This is a genomic window from Flagellimonas sp. B-3, assembly GCF_056857835.1.
Window position 1 is genome coordinate 1,173,344 of record NZ_JBSXNW010000024.1, and the last position, 22,765, is coordinate 1,196,108.

13 protein-coding genes are annotated in these 22,765 nt (G+C 41.9%); 6 read left to right on the top strand and 7 right to left on the bottom strand.

Translation table 11 applies throughout. The annotated features are described in order from the left end of the window. The first annotated feature begins 12 nt into the window (after positions 1-12). The 6 genes from AC13CS_RS17770 to AC13CS_RS17795 all read left to right on the top strand — a co-directional run bounded on the left by AC13CS_RS17770 (position 13) and on the right by AC13CS_RS17795 (position 9,032). Positions 13-1,926 carry an ABC-F family ATP-binding cassette domain-containing protein gene (locus tag AC13CS_RS17770; RefSeq protein ID WP_482889068.1) on the top strand — a complete coding sequence of 638 codons (1,914 nt, stop codon included), beginning with the start codon at positions 13-15 and terminating at the stop codon, positions 1,924-1,926. A gap of 135 nt (positions 1,927-2,061) precedes the next feature. Then, complete coding sequence (locus AC13CS_RS17775; RefSeq protein WP_293165331.1) at positions 2,062-2,949, top strand: leucine-rich repeat domain-containing protein; 888 nt, start codon at positions 2,062-2,064, stop codon at positions 2,947-2,949. A gap of 148 nt (positions 2,950-3,097) precedes the next feature. Further along, on the top strand, positions 3,098-4,219 hold the full coding sequence (locus AC13CS_RS17780; protein WP_482889069.1) for an efflux RND transporter periplasmic adaptor subunit: 1,122 nt from the start codon (positions 3,098-3,100) through the stop codon (positions 4,217-4,219). An 11-nt stretch (positions 4,220-4,230) separates the two neighbouring features. Then, on the top strand, positions 4,231-7,521 hold the full coding sequence (locus tag AC13CS_RS17785; RefSeq protein ID WP_482889070.1) for an efflux RND transporter permease subunit: 3,291 nt from the start codon (positions 4,231-4,233) through the stop codon (positions 7,519-7,521). Beyond that, a complete protein-coding gene (locus AC13CS_RS17790) occupies positions 7,521-8,846 on the top strand; it encodes a TolC family protein (RefSeq protein WP_293165326.1) in 1,326 nt (441 codons plus the stop codon). The genes AC13CS_RS17785 and AC13CS_RS17790 overlap by 1 nt, the downstream gene beginning before the upstream one ends. Before the next feature lie 3 nt (positions 8,847-8,849). After that, entirely contained in the window at positions 8,850-9,032 is a 183-nt protein-coding gene (locus tag AC13CS_RS17795; RefSeq protein ID WP_482889072.1) for a CPXCG motif-containing cysteine-rich protein, read from the top strand. 120 nt (positions 9,033-9,152) lie between these two features. Here AC13CS_RS17795 and AC13CS_RS17800 read toward each other — a convergent pair whose 3' ends face one another. The 7 genes from AC13CS_RS17800 to AC13CS_RS17830 form a co-directional block, all read right to left on the bottom strand. Then, positions 9,153-10,262 carry a glycoside hydrolase family 16 protein gene (locus AC13CS_RS17800; protein ID WP_482889073.1) on the bottom strand — a complete coding sequence of 370 codons (1,110 nt, stop codon included), beginning with the start codon at positions 10,260-10,262 and terminating at the stop codon, positions 9,153-9,155. Positions 10,263-10,393: 131 nt separating this feature from the next. Further along, positions 10,394-12,574 (bottom strand): hypothetical protein, encoded by a 2,181-nt coding sequence (locus AC13CS_RS17805; RefSeq protein WP_482889074.1) that lies wholly within the window; start codon positions 12,572-12,574, stop codon positions 10,394-10,396. A 37-nt stretch (positions 12,575-12,611) separates the two neighbouring features. Next, positions 12,612-14,228 carry a RagB/SusD family nutrient uptake outer membrane protein gene (locus AC13CS_RS17810; protein WP_482875899.1) on the bottom strand — a complete coding sequence of 539 codons (1,617 nt, stop codon included), beginning with the start codon at positions 14,226-14,228 and terminating at the stop codon, positions 12,612-12,614. Positions 14,229-14,238: 10 nt separating this feature from the next. After that, positions 14,239-17,217 carry a SusC/RagA family TonB-linked outer membrane protein gene (locus AC13CS_RS17815; protein ID WP_293165316.1) on the bottom strand — a complete coding sequence of 993 codons (2,979 nt, stop codon included), beginning with the start codon at positions 17,215-17,217 and terminating at the stop codon, positions 14,239-14,241. Between the two features lie 274 nt (positions 17,218-17,491). Continuing rightward, entirely contained in the window at positions 17,492-20,287 is a 2,796-nt protein-coding gene (locus AC13CS_RS17820; protein WP_482889075.1) for a helix-turn-helix and ligand-binding sensor domain-containing protein, read from the bottom strand. Positions 20,288-20,404: 117 nt separating this feature from the next. Beyond that, positions 20,405-21,622 (bottom strand): MFS transporter, encoded by a 1,218-nt coding sequence (locus tag AC13CS_RS17825; RefSeq protein WP_482889077.1) that lies wholly within the window; start codon positions 21,620-21,622, stop codon positions 20,405-20,407. A 322-nt stretch (positions 21,623-21,944) separates the two neighbouring features. Then, positions 21,945-22,745 (bottom strand): hypothetical protein, encoded by an 801-nt coding sequence (locus AC13CS_RS17830; RefSeq protein ID WP_482889078.1) that lies wholly within the window; start codon positions 22,743-22,745, stop codon positions 21,945-21,947. Positions 22,746-22,765 lie beyond the last annotated feature (20 nt).

Below are 22,765 nucleotides of genomic sequence, written 5' to 3' on the forward strand. Positions count from 1 at the left end.
GGTCACATTTAAATGCTAAATATTCATAATCTTTCCGTAGCCTTTGGAGGAGAATATCTGTTCGAGGAAATATCGTTTCGTCTTAACGGCGGGGATAGAGTAGGTCTGATCGGAAAGAACGGTGCGGGTAAATCCACTATGCTTAAACTCCTTGCCAAGGAAATGCCCTTGGACGAAGGGGTCATAGCCACTGAAAAAAACATAAAAATCGGTTTTCTTAAACAGGATATTGATTTTGAAGAAGGGAGAACCGTTTTGGAAGAATCCTATCAGGCATTTTCAGAAATCAAAGAGCTGGAACTCAAACTGGACGAGATCAATACTGCCTTGGCGGAGCGAACCGATTATGAAAGCGACGGGTACCATCAACTCATGGTGGATTTGAACGATGTAACGCATCGGTATGAAATCTTGGGAGGGTACAATTATCAAGGTGATACCGAAAAAGTGCTTCTTGGGTTGGGTTTTAAACGAGAAGACTTCAATAAACTGACCGATACCTTTTCCGGTGGATGGCGTATGCGTATTGAACTGGCCAAGCTCTTACTTCAAAATAACGATGTATTGCTGCTGGATGAGCCTACCAACCACTTGGACATTGAATCCATTATTTGGTTGGAGCAGTTTTTACGAAACTTTACCGGTGCCGTGGTGATTGTTTCCCACGATAAAATGTTTTTGGACAATGTAACCAACCGTACCATTGAGATTTCATTAGGAAGGATTTATGACTACAACAAGCCCTATTCCCAGTTTTTGGTGCACCGAAAGGAAATAAAGGAACAGCAATTAAGTGCCCAAAAAAACCAAGAAAAACAGATACAGCAGACCGAAAGGTTGATTGAAAAATTTAGGGCAAAATCCAGCAAGGCATCCATGGCACAGTCCCTTGTCAAAAAACTGGATAAAATGGAGCGCATCGAGGTGGATGAAGAGGACAATAGTGTGATGAATCTTCGGTTTCCTGTTTCAGTAAACCCCGGCAAGGTAGTGGCAGAATTAAACGGTGTTTCCAAAAACTACGGCCCCAAAAAAGTGCTTCAACATATAGATCTAATGATTGATCGTGGAAGTAAAACCGCTTTTGTAGGCCAAAACGGCCAAGGAAAAACAACTCTTGCCAAAATTTTGGTCGGTGAACTGGATTACACGGGCGATTTAAAAATTGGACACAACGTACAGTTGGGCTATTTTGCCCAGAACCAAGCGGAATACCTGGATGGTAATAAGACCATTTTGGATACCATGATCGATGCCGCCAATGAGAAGAACCGCAGTAAAGTAAGGGATATTTTAGGATCCTTTCTGTTTAGAGGTGATGAGGTGGACAAATATGTAAAAGTGCTTTCCGGGGGCGAAAGAAACCGTTTGGCCCTGGCCAAAATGCTCTTGCAACCCTTTAACGTGCTCGTAATGGATGAGCCTACCAACCACTTGGACATTAAATCCAAAAATGTTTTAAAACAAGCGCTTCAAAATTTTGAGGGGACATTGATTCTCGTTTCTCACGATCGTGACTTTCTTCAAGGGTTGACCGATAGGGTTTACGAGTTTAAGGACGGAGGCATAAAGGAGTATTTGGGAGATATCGACTTTTACTTGGAACAGCGTAAGATGGAGGATTTCCGAAGTGTTGAAAAAGGGGACACAAAGAAAGAAGACAAACCACAGGAAAAAAGCAAGGAGAACGACTATCAAATCCAAAAGAAGCAAAAATCCCTCAAAAACAAGCTTAGTGGGGTAGAGAAGAAGATTTCCCAACTGGAAAAACAGATTGCCGATATTGACCACGACTTGCTCATGGACTACGATGCCACCATTGCGAAGCCCAATTTTTTTGATAATTACGAGGGAAAAAAGAAAGATTTGGAGTCCTTAATGGAAGATTGGGAGAACTTGTCCGAAGCTTTAGAGGCTCTTGATTAACCTAACATTTCAGTTTTTACATCGAATTTTACCGAATTCACAACAAATCGGAGTGTATTTGACGATTATATTTGTAAGTTATTTCTTCTTTATTGTATTTTGTAAGTAAATTCGTTGTGATTTAATAAGTAATTAATGATTCGAGCGGCTCTTTTTTTCTTTTATTTGATGTTCTCTGCGGGTATATCTTTTGCCAGTGGACAGATTTCCCCTAAAGAAAAATCTGCCTTGGTAGATTTGTACAATAGCACCAATGGCGAAGATTGGAATGTTTCTTGGGATTTGACCGCACCCGTGGACACATGGAAGGGTGTAGAGGTCGATAAAGGGCATGTAGTGGGCCTAACACTGTTTATGAATAATTTAAATGGCGTACTTCCAGAAAGCATAGGAGATTTAAGGCACCTTTCCAATTTGAATCTGGCTTTCAACCAGATTACCGGAGTGCTTCCTAAAGATATTGTGAAATTGGAAAAGCTTAAGGTTTTCCGTTTGGAGATGAACCGAATCAAGGGTGGTATCCCAACAGGAGTCGCCAATTTTAAGGAGTTGGAGGTATTCTCTATGTTCAACAACTTTTTAACCGGACCTATTCCAGAAACATTTGGGGAACTTAAAAAGTTAAAAGAGCTAAACCTATCCAGTAACAATCTCAAAGGAACAATACCCGAATCCATTGGAAACCTATCAAACTTAGAGGCATTGGGTCTTTTTGAAAACAAATTGGAAGGTCAGATACCACGAGAAATTGGGAATTTGGTCCAGTTAAAGGAATTGGTCTTGTCGAATAATCAATTGGGAGGCGAAATTCCCAAGGAGTTTGGCCAATTGGCAAACTTAAAAATATTACAACTTCAAAATAATAGGTTCAACTCTTTCAACGCCTTACATGGTATGGATGCGAAACAGTTTTTGGTGTTCGATACCGATGATAAAACATTGAACCCAAAATTTATGGATATTCAAATAGACCGTACTCGAATGGCAGATACCAAATTCGAGGATGAAAACGAAAACGAGTAGTTAGTTATTACTTTAGTTTGTTTGGTTTGGGGATGCCGTTTGGGGTCCCCTTTTTGCATTTGACCCAGTTAAAAATGCATTTTATGAAATATTTAACCATTGTAAAAAAAGTAGGGAATAGATTTGTAGCTATTAAACCAACTAACGAATGCGAAAGCTTATAATATCGGCAGTTGCCGGAGGTATCATCATATTGGCCTCTCTATATTTTGCTGGCCTTATTGCTGGCAGCAAGGACAATAAAAGGCCCCCTTCCCAAAAGGTGGTAAAAACTGTTTTTGTGGATACAGTACAAAATACGACCATTCCCATAATGGTGCCTGCCAATGGTAACCTTACCGCCAAAAAACGCGTAGAACTTTACTCCGAAGTGCAAGGAGTATTTAGATCGGGAAGCAAATTGTTCCGAACAGGACAGCAATATACGGCAGGACAAACGCTTATCAGAATAGATGCAAACGAGTATTACGCTAGCGTGCAATCGGCCAAAAGCAATCTATATAACTTGCTTACGTCCATAATGCCAGATTTACGGTTGGATTACCCAGAGATTTATCCAAAATGGCAACAATACCTCAATGGGTTTGATTTGGAGAAAACCACTCCCGAGCTACCCAAGATGGATTCAGAAAAAGAAAAGTTCTTCATAACGGGAAGAGAAATTATCACTACATATTATAACGTAAAGAATTTGGAACAGCGACTGTCCAAATACACCATTTCCGCCCCTTTTACAGGAGTATTGACCGAAGCTTTGGTCACGGAGGGAACATTGGTCAGATCTGGACAAAAACTAGGAGAATTTATTGATACGGGACTGTACGAACTGGAAGTTTCCGTTAGCAAGACCTACGGGGATTTCTTAAAAGAAGGAAAAAAGGTAGCGTTATCCAATTTGGAAAAGACCCAAACGTATATGGGTGAAGTTGCCCGTGTGAACAGTAGGGTGGACCAAAACTCACAGACCATAACGGTTTACATTGAAGTAAGTGGCGATAATTTAAAAGAAGGTCAGTATCTTGAAGCCAACCTAGAAGCAAAAGAAGAGCCAGATGCCATAGAAATCAGTCGGTCCTTGTTGTTGGAAAACAACCAGATTTTTGTGGTCAGGGACTCCATTTTAGACCTAATGGATGTAAAGCCTATCTTTTTTACGGACAAAACCGTAGTGCTTAAGAACGTTCCCGATGGAGAAGTTATAGTGGCAAAACCCATTACCGGTGCCTACGCAGGCATGTTGGTTAAAACATTTGACGAAAGTAAATCCTAAACCCCCTGGCCGTGAGAAAACTCATCTCGTATTTTATTAAATACCACATGGCAGTAAATGTCTTTATATTGGCGTTTTTTGTTTTTGGGGTTGTGGGAATACTTTCCTTAAAATCATCTTTTTTTCCTCTTACCGAGGCACGTAACATTACAATTACCATTGCTTACCCAGGTGCTTCGCCACAAGAAGTCGAGGAAGGTATCGTCCTAAAAATTGAGGATAACCTAAAAGGGCTCGAAGGTGTGGAAAGGGTAACCTCTACATCAAGGGAAAACAGTGGTACAATCAATGTGGAGATTGAGAAAGAGAGGAATGTAGACTTCATGTTGTTAGAGGTTAAAAATGCCGTGGATAGGGTACCTACCTTTCCTACGGGCATGGAACCTTTGATTGTTGCCAAGCAAGAACCGGTCAGGCCTACCATAAGTTTTGCCGTAAGCGGAAAGGATATTCCCTTGGCTACCTTAAAACAAATTGGCCGCCAAATAGAAAACGACCTTAGGGCCATTGATGGAATCTCTCAAATTCAAATAGCCGGCTATCCCGATGAAGAAATCGAGATTGCTGTAGATGAGAACAGCCTCTTGGCCTATAACCTATCTTTTGCCGATGTAGCACAAGCCGTTTCCAATGCAAATATTTTGGTAACGGGAGGTAATATTAAAACCGCTACCGAAGAATATCTAATACGCGCCAACAACCGTTCCTATTATGGAGATGAGCTTTCCAATATTGTAGTTCGAGGTGATGCAGCAGGCCGTACCATACGCTTAAAAGATGTAGCTACGATACGGGACAGGTTTTCCGAGACTCCAAATGCTTCCTATTTTGATGGGGAATTGGCCGTTAACATAACCATCACCAGTACAAATACAGAGGATTTAATGGGCTCTGCAGAAAAAGTTAGGCAGTACATTAAAGAGTTCAACGAAAAGTATACCAATGTACAGTTGAACGTTATAGATGACCGTTCAACTACTTTAACACAGCGTACCCAACTTTTAACCGAGAATGCCATCGTAGGGATGATTTTGGTATTGGTGTTTTTATCCCTCTTTTTAAATACCCGATTGGCATTTTGGGTAGCCTTTGGACTTCCCATTGCATTTTTGGGAATGTTCGTTTTTGCCCCCATGTTCAACGTTACCATTAACGTTCTTTCCCTGTTCGGGATGATTATCGTTATCGGTATTTTGGTGGATGATGGAATTGTGATCGCAGAGAACATCTATCAACATTATGAAGACGGGAAATCTCCGGTACAGGCCGCTTTGGATGGCACCATGGAAGTAATACCGCCCATTATTTCAGCGATAATCACCACAATTTTGGCCTTTTCCATTTTCCTTTTCTTGGATAGCCGTATCGGTGAATTCTTTAGCGAGGTGTCCGTGATTGTAATTCTCACCTTGGTGGTGTCCTTGGTAGAAGCATTGATTATTTTGCCAGCTCACTTGGCGCACTCCAAAGCGCTTCGAGCTAAAAATACCAAACCCAAAACAGGTGTTGCAAAAATTTTTGCAAAACTTAGGGTAATTAATAAAATGGGCGATAGATTAATGAACTACATGAGGGATAACTGGTATAGTCCAGTACTTCGCTTTATGATGAACTATAAATTTTTGACTTTTGCCCTGTTCTTTATGGCTTTGGCATTAACCCTGGGTTCCATTGGGGGAGGAGTTATCCGTACTTCATTCTTTCCGAGAATTGCAAGTGATCAGGTGTCCATACAACTTACCATGCCCAATGGTACAAACGAAAAGGTAACGGATTCCATTATAAGCCTCATTCAGGAAAAAGCGCACATTGTAAATCAGGAACTTACTGATCAATATTTGCAAGGCATGGATAAGATGCTTTTTGTGAATATGATAAAGAACTTGGGACCAGGTTCTTCTGCTGCTGAACTGGAGATAAACCTACTACCCGGTGAAGAACGCCCCGATGGTATCCGCGCCGATATGGTGACTACCAGGCTTCGAGAACTGGTAGGCCCTGTTATTGGCGTAGAGAGTTTAATATATGGTTCTGGAGGTAATTTTGGTGGAAACCCTGTTTCCGTGTCCCTTTTGGGCAACAATATTACCGAGCTAAAGGCAGCAAAAGAAGAGCTTAAACAAGCGATGGAAGAAAATACGAACCTTAAGGATGTAACGGACAATGATCCGGCCGGAATCAAGGAAATACGTTTGGAACTTAAAGAAAATGCATACCTGCTCGGCCTGGACCTTAGAACTGTGATGAATCAGGTTAGAGGTGGCTTCTTTGGAGCACAGGCACAACGTTTTCAACGAGGGCAGGATGAAATTAGGGTTTGGGTCCGGTACGATAGAGAGAACAGATCATCCATTTCAGATTTGGATGAAATGCGGATTTTGGCACCCAGCGGAGACCGTATCCCCCTAAAAGAGATTGCAAGCTATACCATTGAAAGGGGAGATGTGGCCATCAACCACCTAGAAGGTAGAAGGGAAATACAGGTTTCTTCAGATTTGACCGACCCGGAAACTACAAGTGGAACCGATGCCATGCTGTGGATACGAAATGAGGTAATGCCGGAAATTCTGGCCAAATACCCATCCATAAGCCCATCTTATGAAGGACAGAACAGAGAGGCCAATAAATTGATCGGTTCCTTAGGGTTTGTAGGACCAATTGTATTGTTTCTGATTTTTATTGTCATAGCCTTCACCTTTAGGAGTATAAGTCAACCCTTATTATTGATTTTTATGGTGCCCTTTAGTTTGACTGCCGTGGCTTGGGGACACTGGCTGCACGGATTCCCGGTGAACATTCTTTCTATGTTGGGAATAATTGCATTAATTGGGATTATGGTAAACGACGGACTGGTACTAATAGGTAAATTCAATACCAATCTTCGAACTGGGATGAATTTCGATGATGCCTTGTACCAAGCAGGCCGTTCCCGTTTTAGGGCCATATTCTTGACCTCGGTTACCACAATTGCAGGCCTGGCACCATTGCTTTTGGAGAAAAGCCGTCAAGCCCAATTTTTAAAGCCAATGGCTATTTCCATTGCCTACGGAATTGGTTTTGCCACTATTTTGACTTTGTTGCTGCTGCCCTTGCTGCTTTCCTTTGGAAACAATGTAAAGGTTGCGGCCAAAAAGTTGTGGACAGGGGAAGAGGTTACGTCCGAAGAAGTGGAACGAGCTATTCGCGAACAGCATGAAGAGGAGGAGATGGAAGCAAATGGCGTTGCCTTAAACGGAACCGATAGTAAAAACCTTTCTCAGAATGGAGAAGAAACCTCAAAAGTTGTAGAAGAGACCACATAATGAAAAGCATTTTTTATACCGTATCCCTGATTTTGTTGTTTTTTGGTCCAATGGCAAACGCCCAAGATCAAATACTTACCAAACAGGAAGCCATTGACTTGATTTTGGAAAACAATCTGGATATCAAAGTGGCCCGTAATACCAAACTGATAGATGACAATAATGCCGATATCCTTAACTCTGGCTATTTGCCATCGGTAACAGGAAATGCCAGCGGAAGTATAGACAAGCAAAATTCCGAAGGGGTTCTGGGCAATGGAGATACCCGTACAGCAGAAGGGGCCGAAACCAGAAGGTATAATGCTGCGGTTAATGTAAACTATACTTTGTTCGATGGATTGGGAAGGTATTATAATTACAAAAGTTTTCAAGAACGGTCCGAACAATCCGAGCTAGAGGTCAGGCAGACCATTGAAAACACCATTTTACAATTGTTTACAGTTTATTATGAAGCAGCCCGCCTTACCGAAAATACCGCAACATTGGAGCAAGCGCTGGAGATTTCCAAGGATAGATTAAAAAGGGCGCAATATCAATTTGAATACGGACAAAATACAGGGTTGGATGTATTGAATGCCGAAGTGGACATCAACACGGATAGCATTAATTTATTGAACTCCAAGCAACAGCTCAGAAATACCATGAGGGATTTGAATTTGATATTGAATCGTGATCTATCTGCCCAATTTGCTGCGGATACCACGGTAACCTTTGTTCCTGGACTTCAAATGGAAAATATGTACAATGAGGCCCAAATGAACAATGTAAGGCTTCAAATTGTGGAAAAGGACATCAATATGGGCCTTAACGACATTCGGGTAGCCAAAAGCGGTTATTTGCCTACCATTGGATTGACAGGAACTTACGGTTGGAACGAGTCCAACAACAACAGTCCACTGGCTTTTGTTTTGCAAAACACCTCTACAGGGGTTACGGGAACTATAAACTTAACGTGGAATTTGTTTGATGGCGGAACTACCATAACTGGGATAAAGAATGCCAAAATCGCCTATAAAAACCAAGAGATAGCGAAAAAGCAGATACAGTTGGAAGTAGAAAGGGATATTCGCAATGCTTGGGACAGCTATACCAATGCGCTGTACGTACTGGAGGTTCAGGAGAAAAACCTACAGACCAACCAAAACAACTTTAAGCGTACCGATGAGCGCTATAAACTGGGGCAAATAACCTCAATAGAATTTAGGCAGGCCCAGTTGAACTTGTTAAATGCAGAACTGGCCAAAAGTCAGGCCAAATACAATGCAAAATTGGCGGAACTTCAAATGCTTCAAGTTAGCGGTCAGTTGCTCAATGTAGATTTTTAGAAGATGTACGAGCATTTTTTTCAATGTCCATACTGTTGGGAAGAAATATCCTTTCTTTTGGATAGTTCTGTGCCGCATCAAACCTATGTGGAAGATTGTGAAGTATGCTGCAACCCTATTGAGGCCACGGCGAAATTTAATAATCGGGAACTTGTTTTTTTTGATGTTAAGGAACTTGGGCAATAAAAAAAGCCGAAGGTCTAAAACTCCGGCTTTGGGTTGATTGGAATAAGTTGATGGAACCCTTTTCCAAAATCTTGAAGTTGATCGTAAACAGTAATCCACCTCTTGCCAATTTCTCAGGTACTACTGATATATCCTTACATAATCAATTTCAAAGGTATCTTCTGTAAAATTGCTTGGTACATCACCACCTAAATTTCCGCCTATGGCAATGTTCAGAATCAAATAATGTTCGTGATTATAAGGTTTGTTATTGGTATTGGGCAATTCAAAAACCAAGGTGTCGTCAACATAGGTCTTAATACTTTCACTATCCCATTCCATGGCATAGATATGATATTCGGTAGATGCATTGGCAACAGTAGTTTCTCCCCCAGTATCCATATATTCCTCGGTGTTTAGGTCGCCCCAATGAAAGTGGGATATGGTACTGCTCTTGTCCCAACCCGTTTGTTCCATAATGTCAATCTCTCCACAAAGAGGCCAGCCAACGCTGCCGTATTGGTCCCCGAAATAGTTTCCGGTTTCGTTTACATTGGCGCCCAAGGTCCAAATAGCGGGCCAAGTACCTGCATTGCTTGGAAGTTTGGCTCGTACCTCTACCCGGCCGTAGGTAAAGGCAAATTTTGTATTCAATCTAGCAGAAGTATATTCTTTTGTGCTTCCGTTATACGAATATTGTTCTTTGATAGCCTTGATTTTTAAGGAACCATCTTTCACAAAGGAGTTTTCTGGCCTGTCCGTATAGTGTTGTAGTTCATCATTGTGCCAGCTTCCATTGTTCGGGGGAATAACCTGATGATGCCATTTTTGGTCATCTGGCCTACCTTCGTTATCAAATTCATCGGAAAAGACCAAAGTGGCAAAAGCTTCATCGGATTTGTATACATCCACACTATAACTTTGGTTAATGAACCCACCGGATTCTGAATAAGCCCATACAGTTATGTTGTATGTATTAGTGCCATTTTGGGTAAAGGTATGTTCGATGGATCCCGTTTCACTGTTAATTTGGTCGCCACCTTCAAAACGGAAGGCATAACGTACCGCATTATTGGCCGATGCGGATACCTGTACAGTCCCAGAACCATCGCCATTCGGGTTATTGTCGTTTGAACCAATGATGGAAATGTCCACATTTAAATTGGTGGGAACATCGGTGGAGTCGGAGTCCCCAGAGCTGCACGAAAGCGCAAATACCAAGGATAATAAGGATATGTTTAAAATGCTCATTTTTAATTTTTGATAAATGTATGTTTTGTTTTTCATAGAAAACATTGCTTGGATTAAAGTTCCACCCTTTTTTAAAGAGTGGAACCTTTCCCTTAATTAACTAACTCAAATTACGATTTGTTTTTTATCCATTATTTGTGAAAATATACGTTGTCCACAAATACTGTGGTTGAACCAGCGGGTTGGCCTGCATAGATAAGTTGTGCAATGTTTGCTTTAGTGGTAAGTCCAACAAATTCTGATAACGGGATATCCAATGAAATCCAAGTGTTTTGTTCTGGGTTGGCGATGGTAATTTCGTGCTCCACATCATCTCCTCCATCAAAAGCACCGTCGGCACCAAAATCAACAAGTTTTATTCTAATTTCAGTGGCATCCGCTGTCCAAACATCGGTATGAAAATGTGTCATTTCCGTTGCATCGATTGGAGTGGTTACGGATTCTATCCCCACAAAATTTAAGTCGCTATACTTTTTTACATCGTTACCATCGATCATAATATCCTCAAGTGTAGCAACCGACCAATCTGTTCTCCAAGTGTCAATGGAAACATTAGTGTATGCATTGCTAAACATTGATATCACATCCGCTTCTGCAACAGTTGGAGTTGGCGCTGCGGCTGTTGGTTCCGTTGCAGGTGGTGAATAAAAGTAGATGTTGTCCAAATAAATGGTTCCGTTACCATCAAATTTTAATTGTATCACATCGGTAAGATCCACTACATCCGAAAACACTGTTAATGGAATATCCACACTTACCCATTCACCATTGGTGATATCAAAAGAATATGGAATTTCTGCAGGTCCTGAACTGATCAAGGATAAATTTAGCTGTGAGGAATCGGGTGTCCAATAATCCACGTGCACCATAGTAGCTCCAGAAACGTCCAATGGAGCTGCAAACTGCGTTCCTTGATAGTTAAGGTTTTCATATTTTAAGGTGTTGTTCCCTGCAATCTCCTCTTGTGTAACTATAGTGGCCTGCCCCCAATTTGGATTATAATCCGTTCCTGCGACATCGGTATAGGCATCACTGAACACGGAAATCACATTTGCTTCCGCTAGTGTAGGTGCAGGGGCACCCGATGTGGGCGCGTTGGAAACACCTGCTTCGTTGTAAAAGAACACATTGTCCACAAATACTGTATTTGCGCCTGATGGTGCTCCCACGAATATCAATTGGGCGATATTGCCCCTAGTGGTCAGTCCTGTAAAATCTGAAAGCGGTATATCTAGCGTTACCCATTCTTGCTGTGTGGGTGCTTCGATCACTATTTCGTGCTCTACATCATCACCGCCATCAAAAGCGCCATCAGCACCAAAGTCAACTAACTTTATTCTGAATTCTGTAGCGTCACCAGTCCAGATATCAGTTCTAAAATGGGTCATGTTGGTAGCATCAATAGTGCTGGACACCGTTTCTACGCCCACAAAACTAAGTTCGCTGTATTTTTTAACGGCATTGCCTTCAATTTCAATGTCTTCCAATGTGGCATCGGACCAATCGGTTCTCCAGGTATCCACGGCGACGTTGGTATAGACGTCGCTAAACAACGAAACCACTTCCAATGGATCAATAGTGGGGTCGGCGGCGGCGGCGGCGGGTTCGCCAGTTTCAACAGGTTCTTCTACTTCGCCACCTTCACTCATCACGATGTCATCAAAATAGTGGGTGGTCTCGGCACTCTTTTCTCCGTTAAAGTCAAAGAACAAAATCATTCGATCAAACTTATCGGAGTCACTGGGTGAAAAAACAAAGGACAGTTCTTCCCATTCGTTGGCCACAGTTGTGGTTGCCTGAACTTCTTTTGCAATGGAATTATCGGTCTTGTCCTCAAACTTCATCAGTACAATTTGATCTGCGGCAGGGGAGTACACTTTAATTTTGACCGTCTGCATCTCGTTAAAATCCACTTTACTGGCCAAATCAAAAAAGAAGCCTGCCCAAGGTTCAATATCGGCTGTTTGGGTATATTCAACAACGGTTTCAGAGGTGTTGATGCCGGATGGATCCGGATTTTCAACATAATCAAGGGTAAAGGAACCGTCTTTTTCCCCAAAAAAGGTCACTTCCGGTCCTCCACACTCAAAATCCATTCCATCTGCCAATTCTGGAACAATAGTGGAGAATGTGCAATCCTCGCCTGGTTCTGGCTCTGGTTCCGGTTCTGGTGGAACATAGGCAGAGGGTGGGGGCAAATCGTCCTCAGTTTCGCAAGAAATGATAGTGCCCAAAATACCTATGGCCGTCAACAGGAACAAGATGGGTAATCTTGTGCTGTTGAGGTTCTTCTTGTTGTTATGCTTTTTCATTTTTCAATGTTATAGGTTAATTCTAGTTAGTGCCGATTTAATTATACCCGTCGTTCTGTGGGTAGTTTGGTCCCAAAAGATCCATTTGTTGTTGTGGAATGGGCCAGTTTTGCATGTATTCTCTTAGAATATCCTTTGGATTTCCTTCAGGATAGGACTCGTTCATGTTATCATTGTTCATATGGTCCAAAAGATACTCGTACAACAATCCGGTACGTTTTAGGGTAAACCACCGCTGCCCCTCAAAGGCTAACTCTCTTGCTCTCTCTTCCAGAATAATTTCAAGGTCGATACTGTTTACAGGAGCTGCATTTGCCCTTGTTCGCACTGTATTTAGGTACTCAAGGGCTTTGGTGGTGTTGTTCAGCATCATGTGGGCCTCGGCACCGATCAAATAGGTTTCGGCCAACCTGTAGATCATAATATTTTTAAAATGATTTCTGTCTGTAGGTTCCACGGTTTCATCAAAAAATTTAAGGATGCCCGGGTTCTGCCTTCTGTAATAGAGCATAAACTCGTTTTGGTCCGTTTCACTGTTTTCGTACAAATCCAATGGGTCGCCTAACTCTTTCCCTTCCGGTAAAGCAGTTTCGTCGTTGTAGGCATACTCAAAAATGTAATAGGTGTTGTTTTTTCGGTCATCGTTCGGATCCTCATTGAGCAGGTCGATGGTGTATTGGTTTAATGAAATGAATCCCGCTCCCGCACCGCCATTCTCTACGGATTGAACAAGGCCTGGTGCATCGGCATAGGAAGAGACCATGTTCCAGTTCAAGATATGCGGACTCCCGCCACCAATGGTTTCTCTTTCAAAGTTGATTGCAAAGAGAGTCTCAGGATGATTAAGTTCACCGGCAAATACTTCTGCCGTGGTAGTGGTCAAACTATGACTTCCACTAGTGATCAAGGCATCGGTTTGGGCAGCGGCTTCTGTCCAATCGTTTTCCCACATGGCCACTTTTGCTCTGAGATGTCTTGCGGCTCCCTGCCCCCAACGTCCAAATTGTGCCGTGGAATAATCCAAATTGTCTATGGCAAAATCCAAATCGGAACGCAATAGCGAAAAGATTTCTTCTTCCGAAGATTTGTCCTGTGGTACATCAAAGGCATTTTCTGGGGTAGTGGGCTCCGTGGTGATGAAGATGTTGTTAAAAAGGCGGTACAAGGTAAAGTAGGCATGGGCCCTCATGCATTTGGCCTCAGCAAGAATCTGATTTTTTCTGCCTTCCTCGATATCTTCCAAATTCTCTGCTCCCTGAATCACAGCGTTGGCCCTATCCACTATTTTATAGTAGTTGACCCAGTACGCATTAATTCCCGAGGTAGTACCGAAATCCCCTAGACTAGCCCCCCAAAGCAAACGGCTGTATAAAGAAACCTCCCCTGTAATCCCAACTCCAAGATCGCTTTTGGCTTGTGGAATTAGAGGATAAGTACCATTTAGGCTCAAGTCTTGGTATAAGTTTCTGTTGAGGGTGTACAGGCCTACAACGGCGTTCTCCAAACCTTCGGGCGTGGAGTATAGAAAATCGACAGAGGTGTTGGATAACAGTTCATCCTCCAACAAATCCTTTTCGCACGATGTAAATGTTGCAATAGCAAGTAGTATTGCACATATTCTTTTTGATGTTAAATATTGAAATATGGTTTTCATGACAATTTTTTTAGAATCCTAATTTTACCCCTAGGGTTATGTTTCTGGTCTCAGGGAATGCAGAGCCACTTTGGTCATTGTTTAGTGGGGTTTGTTCCGGGCTGTACGATCTAAAATCGGTAAAAGTGAACAGGTTGGTCCCCGTGAGGTATACTTTGGCCCGTTGCAACCCAAGCTTGGAGAAGGCATCTTTGGGTATGTTGTATCCCAAAGTAAGGGTTCTCAACCTCACATAAGATGCATCCCTCACAGCAAAAGGGAACAGGTGCAAGTGTGTATCCGGCTTTGGTCTTGGGTATTCGGTAGATGGATATTCCGGTGTGTAATATTTGGTTCTGATCCCGTTTATGGCACCCTTCCAAAGTTCTCCATTGGCAAGAACAGGGTTTAGGTTTGTTGCTCCTTGAACAATATAAATATCGGCAAACAAGTCAAAGTTCTTGTAGGTAATGGTGTTGGTAATGGAACCATACCAATCGGGATCGGTATTTGTGAATACGTTATCGCGATTGTCTATCTGACCATTTCCATCCTGGTCCACCACGCGGACATCACCGGGCTGGGCCAATGGGTTTCCTGACCCTGCAATATCATCACCTTCTTGGTATATACCATCATATTTGGGGAGCCAAATGTTGTTGATGGACTGCCCTACGGATAAACGCCTTCCCGATGCAATATCGGTTATGTCGATGGGGTTGCCATTATCATCCAGTTCTCCTGTCAATGAGATTACTTTGTTTCTGTTTCTGGAGAAAACCATCCCCAAAGACCAACTAAAGTTCTCTTTACGAATAATGTTCGAGGTCAAAGAGGCTTCAATACCTTGGTTTTGCAATTCACCGGAATTAAACCGGATTACATTGAATCCGGTGGTTCCTGCTATGGATCTATCCAATAATAGGTCGTTGGTGTTGGCTTTGTAGTATTCAAAAGTTCCTTGGAAAAAATTGTTGAACAACCTGAAATCCACACCTGCATTCAAAGTTGTTGTGGTCTCCCATTTTAGGTTTGGGTTGGGCAAACGAGACGATGCTGTGGCGCCGGCCACGGTTTCATCTCCAAAAACATAAGGTAGGTCGTCCGCAACGCCCAAAGATTCCAAAGGGTTGATTCCCTGGTTGCCCGTGGCACCGTAACTTACCCTAAACTTCATTTCGTTAATGGCATCTACATCTGCCATAAAAGGTTCCATGTGCATTTTCCATGCTACGGACACTGCCGGGAAAAACCCCCATTTGTTGTTTTCGGCAAATACCGAAGCACCATCGGCACGAGCGGTGGCCTCCAAAAGATATCTGTCCAGATAACCATATCGTACCCTGCCCAAGAAGGACAAAAGCCTACGTTGAGAAACATCCCTTACGTTGTTTAGCAGGTTGGTGGCATTTCCGTTAAAGCGCAAGGCATCGTTGGTAAAGCCGGATTTGTCCAATTGGGTGTACTCGGTACGGCGTTCATCAAATGCGTGAACAGCCGTTAAGTCCAAACTATGATCATCATGGATTTGTGGTGTATAGTTCAAAATATTTTCTACCAGCACCTGTTTGAACAGGGTGTTGGATAATACTCCGATTCCATCAATTCCTTCATCCCCAGCGGAGTGAAGAGAAGACCTGTAAACACCTTGGTTGGAGTTACGGTTCCTTAAAAACGTTTTTAGGGTATAGCTCAGGTTTGGTGCAATGTCATAAATAAGGCTCAGGTTTATATCCGTAAGGTTGATTTTGGTCTCATCCACAGACTCTCTTTGGTCCCACAATGGGTTGACTGCTGTGTTGGATGGCCCCAAGTAGAATTTCTGGAGCTCGCCATCTGCTGTATAAGGTTGTGCCAGTGGAGTAATTGTGGTAAAGTTGATTCCACCTGTTTCCCTGTCCTGTTTTGCATTTTGATAGTTGATTATTCCACGGAACAATAACTTATCGGATATTTTTTGTTCTAAGTTTAGTTTAAATGTGCCTCTGTCAAAACCCGAATTGGGAATAATACCTTCTTGCGAAAAGTAATTTACACTTGAAAAGACCTTCGTTTTTTCGCTACCTGCTGAAAAACTAAGCGAATGGCTCTGGATAATGGCATCTTGAAGCACCAAGTCTTCCCAATCCACAAAGTTTTGGTTTTCTATGGCCTCCAACTCAAATGGCGAGAAGATGTTCTCATCGTTCAGGTAATCCCCGGTGAACCTATTTCTGTTAGCTTCTCTTCTTAGGTCGATAAATTGCTGTCCAGTATATTGGTTGAAGTTTTTGGTCAAGGTTTGTACGGTGGTATATCCATGGTAATCTATGGTTGCCTTGCCTACTTTTCCTGATTTTGTAGTCACCAAGATTACACCGTTGGATGCTCGGGAACCGTAAATGGCCGTTGAAGATGCATCTTTTAATATCTCAATGTTGGCAATGTCATCGGGAGCTACATCATTTAGGTTGTCAAAAGGAAGTCCATCTACGATGATCAACGGAGAGTTTCCGCCGGGTGCAACGGATACATTACCCCTGATTACGATATTGGAATTACCTCCTGGCCGTGCATCGCCCAAGTTTACTTGAACCCCTGCCGCTCTACCTCTTAACATTTCGGATACGTTTGTTGTGGGTACATTGGTGGCTTCCTCTACTTCAACACTGGCCACAGATCCGATTACATTACTTTTCTTTTGGGTACCATATCCCACAACAACTACTTCGTCGAGGGCTTGGGTATCTTCATTCAATACAATGTTGATTTCCTCCTGGGTCCCGACAGGAACCTCCTGGGTCACAAAACCAATGTAGCTGAAAACTAAGATGTCTTCATTGGAAACATCGTCAATGGTAAATTCACCATCAAAATCGGTGACAACCCCATTGGTTGTTCCCTTAACAAGTACGTTAACACCCGGCATGGGCCCAATATTATCAGAAACGGTGCCGGTAACAGTTTTTGTTTGTGAATATCCATAAGCAGTACATAAAAGTACCATTAAGGTTAAAATGCCATATCTCATTTTTGAGTGAATTTAATTTGAGTTAAAGGTATATGGCTTAACGTCTTGTTAACAAAGGATGTACCTCTATAAAAAACCTACATTGTTAATTGGAAAGGGGTAAAATTGATTTTTTATCACTCAAACCCTATAAAATATGAGGATTTTAAAATATTTAGCGTTTTTGCAATCATCCTGAACAATGTGGTAAAACGGAACAAAATGAGGATATGTAGAGTTATTGTAGAGGTAATTTTAAGGTTTGTAGGGCAATGATGTGCAAAAGTAGAGCTTATTAAAAGTTTAAAATGTAATCTATAAGGTTGTCGTGGTGTGGTAGGTTGAACTTTTTACGGAGCCTGTAACGTTTCATTTCCACACTTTTTACAGAAATGTTAAGCAATGGTGCAATTTCTTTGGAGGAAAGATTTAACCTTAAATAAGCGCACAGGCGAAGATCGTTGTTGGTAAGGCTGTCGTGTTTTGCTTTTATTCTTTTTAAAAAGTCTTTGTCGGCATTATTGAATGCGTCTTCGAAAAATTTCCAATCGTCTTCGCTGTTAATGTTCCTGTCTATTTCCTTGATTACATATTTTATGTTCTTATCCTTGCTGGGAACTTCCCTGAGTTGCGCTTTTAGTGCAGAGAGGAATTTATTTTTCTTTACCAGGCTCATCGTGGAAATGGCCAACTCGCGGTTTTTACTGTCAATTTCGTTTTGGAGTTTTTCCGTCTGTATTTTGGCAATTCGTTCTTTTTCTTCCAGTTCCCTGCGCTCCAATTCTTTTTTATTCCTTTTTATGAGGGACTCTTGTTTTTTTTGATAATAGTTGTTGTAAAGTCTGTGTACAAGTACAAACAGCAATGCAATGGACAACATATAAAGGATAAGTGCAAGATTGGAAAGGTACCATGGCCGGGATATGCTAAAACTGTACGAAGAGGTATTCTCGCTCATGGTACTGCCTACCATGGCCCTTACAGTAAAGGTATAATCACCAAAAGACAGGTTTTTAAATGTGGCATCCGTATTTTCGGACCATTCGCTCCAATCATCGTATACGTTGTCCATCTTATACTGGTACTTTACCTCGGTGTATTTATCGAATTCCGGTACGCTAAATTCCAACCTAACGTTGTTGTTGGAGTATTTAAAAGTGCCTGTTGTGTCAATAGATGCCTTGGAGGATACTTCTTGGTAATCCCCATAATAAACCGAATTGATATGCACTTGCTGGTTCGTGGGCTTCAATCTGGTAAGGTCCAAGGACACGTAGCCGTTGGAACTTCCTATCAAGTATGTGTAATCGGATATTTTTGAAATATTTTCAAAACCTGAAACTCCCAAATTGGCCCTAATGTCCTTGGGTATGGAAATATGGGAGGCACTCAGTTTGTTGCTAAGTGTACTTTGGGTAACGTACTGGATGCCATCGTTGGTAAAGAACCACAACCGTTGTTCCGAACTTTCAGGAATTATGATGCTGACCTGTCCATCATTTTCATCTAAAATCAACTGGGTCAAAGTACTGTCCAGGACGATGTTGTTTTCGCCATCAATATTATAGATTCCTGCATTGGTCTTGTAATAGAGTTTATCCTGAAAACTGAAAATATTGGAACTGTGGCCGATTCGCTCCTTATTGGTAACTTGTTTAACTTTTCTCAGGTTCGGCTCCAGCTCAATAAAATATAGCCCTTTTTTTTCGTGGTCCACGACTACCTCAAGCGAATCCATTTCAAAAAAACGACTGGAAATTGTATAACCATCAATGGTATTTCGGAATCTCCATGAGCCTTGCACCTTTTCGAGTATACTCAACCCATTGTAATTTCCTTGAAGAAGTAAGTTTTTACGATTTTGTATAGGTTTTACGCCCCAAGTGCCCGGAAAATCAGAGATAAGTTCAGCCAAGTTATTTTCCACAACGAACGTACCATTATTGTGCCCACAAAAAATAGTGGAATCCACAAGCTGAATGTTCCACACTTGGCCTTCTGTACCTTCAATCATACGAAAGGCATCCTCAGAACCGGTTTTGCGGTAGAACAGACCTTGGTTGGTGCCCAAATACAAGTACCCTTTGTGGCTTAAGGCCGCATAAACCAAACCTAGGTTCCCAAGTTTGTCCACGTATTCGTTAAAGGGAGAGTAAAGGTTTACGACACTAATACCGTTGTCCAACCCCAACCACAAATTATTTTCCGAATCCTCAAAAAGTGTTAATACCGTATTGTTGTTTAGCCCTTTTTCTTGGTCAATGTTCCGGATGATGGTCTGTCCGTTTGGCGAAAGATGATAAAAACCATTGGAAATGCTGCCCAGCACAAAAGAACCATCCTTAAGTTGAATACTGCTGTAGAGTTTTACATTGATGGAATCCATAGCTGTTTTCAACGGCATGATGGCTTCTGAATTATATTTGTAAAAACGGGAACCTTCGGTAATTACCAAAAGATCATTGCCCATGGTGTATAGCCCAATAATGGGTTGGTCTGTAAAAACTTGGTTGTCACTTACCAATTTGGGCTCCCCATTTTGAATGGTAAACAGCCCTTTCCGGGCTATTTGGAAATAAACATCACCGTTTACAATGCTAAGGTTCGCTTTTTCCGAATTTGCATTTATAACTTTAAAAGTATCCTCTGCACTGTCATAAATATAAATTCTATCCAGGGATTGAAAAAGAATCCATTGGTCCACGACCAAAATATCCCAGAACTCTTCGTCTTCGGCCATGGGTATTTCCATTTTTTGGGATAATGAAGTGTAGGTCAGTTCACCGTTTGTCATTTTTGTCCAAAAGCCGAATTCACGGTAGGAGCCGGTATAGATTTTATCCCCAACTGCCTTTACCGATCTAATTATGGGGGAGGTTGGCAGTTTATATTGATGCCATTTGCTCCCATCAAACTCCATAAGGCTGGTATGGTTGGCCACGTAGATGTTTTTTGAAGGGGATTGCGTTATTCCCCAATTCTGAAACTCCCCGATGTATTCTTTTGGGGTATAATTTCGGATAGGCGGCAGTTCTTGACCCACCAGGGTGAAGCAAAAGAACAACAGAAAATAAAAAATGTGGGGCTTCAAACCGAACTATTTTAAATATGCATCGAAACTTATAAAGATAAAGTTAAGTATAAAACTAGAGCTCTTTTTAGATGCTTAATGGTTTTGTTCCAAAGTGTTATTTCAGCAAGAATTTTTTTATCCTTTATTCTTTTTGGAAAGTTTATCCATATAAAGGATTGCAATTCCGATACAGGCTCCAATGCAAGCCAAAATACCTCCCACAACACTGGCATAGTTAACCCCGAGACCAAAAACCATGGGCAGTCCACCAAAATAGGCACCCGAGGCATTTCCCATGTTAAAAGCGCTTTGGTTCATGGAAGAACCTAATTTTTCTGCACCCTTCGCGGCTTTTATTATTGCAATTTGGATAGGTGCTGCAATGGTAAACGTAATGACCCCAACAAAAAAGCTTAAGACAAATATGGCAATGCCATTACTGGCAAAAAGCGCGTTGAGGATCAAGATGATCGTCATGGACAGCATGCTAATGACCACCGATTTTACGGGGTTGAATGTTTCTACCATCCTTGCTCCCAAAAAATTGCCAAAAAACATTCCCAGCCCAGCTACGATCATCACGTATCCTACGTTTGCTTCGGGCAGTTTTGTTACAGAGATCACTAAAGGGGCAATGTAGCTGTACCAAGCAAAAAAACCACCGGTTCCCACAGTGGTCAAAGCGATCAAGGCCCATAGTTTTTTGTTTTTTAAACCCGGTGATGCGCTTTTGGCGTGTTGGTCATCAACCTTTTCTTCCAAGTCCTCTTTGGGCATCCAAAAATAAAGGCTGGATAAAGTGGCAATACCTGCAATGCCCACCAGCATAAACGAATAGCTCCAATGTAATTCCTGTCCAATATAGGTACCCAAAGGAACTCCTAAAATATTGGCAATGGTCAATCCGGAAAACATAATGGCCATGGCTTGGGCCGCTTTGCCCGGTTTGGCCAAATATCCCGATACTACGGCACCTATACCAAAAAAAGCACCATGCGGCATTCCGGATAAAAACCGAAAGAGCATCATGACCCAATAGTTGCCGGAAAATGCGGATAAGGTATTGAAAACCGTAAACCACAACATCAGGAACAACAAAGTTTTTTTAGGGTTTAAGTTGTTTGTGATCCGAGCCATTACAGGGGCACCGATTACCACGCCCAAGGCGTAGATGGCGATAAAATGTCCTGCTTTAGGTATGGAAATTTCCATGGATTCAGCAATGTTGGGAAGAATTCCCATAATCACGAATTCCGTTAGGCCTATACCAAAACCGCCTATGGCAAGAGATAAAAGTGCTTTTTTGTTGGTTGATCGAGAAGTGTTGTCCAAGCTTATTTTCTTAAAGCGCAAAGGTAAGTCCTATTGCAGGAAGAAGTTGCAAGGATTTTTACTTAATTCTATTTTGAATTACCTGAGGAAGAAAAACAGCCTTGAGGATTGGACTAATTCAAATACATTCAAAAAATGAAACAAATACTTTTGAAAAGATATTTTGGGTTCAAGGCTGTTATGAGGATTACTTTTTATATACGCTAAAATTACGTGGATGGATTATTTTTTGCGGAAATCCTCAACTACAAGTACCATTCCCGATTTAGTAGAACCTATTTGTTCCAAAAACAAAAGTCCCGATCCATTTAGGTCGGGACTTTTTTTGAACAATATGTAAAGATCAATTGATACAGGGTGACGGGTTGGGCCCAAAAGGTCCCAGTACTTCGCCATCCGGTGTTTCAATAGTGTAAACATGTTCTTCTTCGAAAGCGCCGCTGGTATAGGAAATTACCAATGAGCTTGTTCCTTCTGGTACATCCACATTGAAAGTTGCTGCATCACCTCCGGTAAAGGTATAATCCGTCGTTACGCCATCAATTTCAAAAGTAACAAAGGCACCGTCCCATCCATCGCCATAAAGGTCCTGCATATCGATCACCCAAGTCCCGGGAACCGTGGTTCCGGAAATTGGGGAACATTTGACCAGTACTATAAAATTAAAGGCCTGTAACTGCTCTGGCTGCCCGGTAACGGTGGCACTATAGTTTTCTGCAGTGGTTTCCGTACCATCAACTCCAGTGGATTTTCCTAAAAACCGGATAAAGTCACCTCCCGAAATATCATCAACGGTTATGCCCAAGGCACTAGCGATATCGGTATATGGAATGGAAATGTCACTTGGAAATTCCGTTATTGTTGCCAGAGGTACTGTATCGGTGGAGACTCCGCCCGATTCCAGGGTTACGCTTAAATCCCACGAAGCTACATTGTCGCTAGGGTCGTCAACGGTACCAGAAAAGGTGGAATTGGCCAAATCGCCTTTCGCAACAATGGTTTCATCCAACAAAATCCTAACATAAGGAGCTGCTGAATCTTCCAGTTCAAAAACATTGATCGGATTTTTGTCGTTGTCCTCGCAGGCTACAATTCCCAAGATCAGGAGAACAAGACCGAATATATATTTAAAATTACTTTTCATCTGTATTGTTTTTTAGTTTT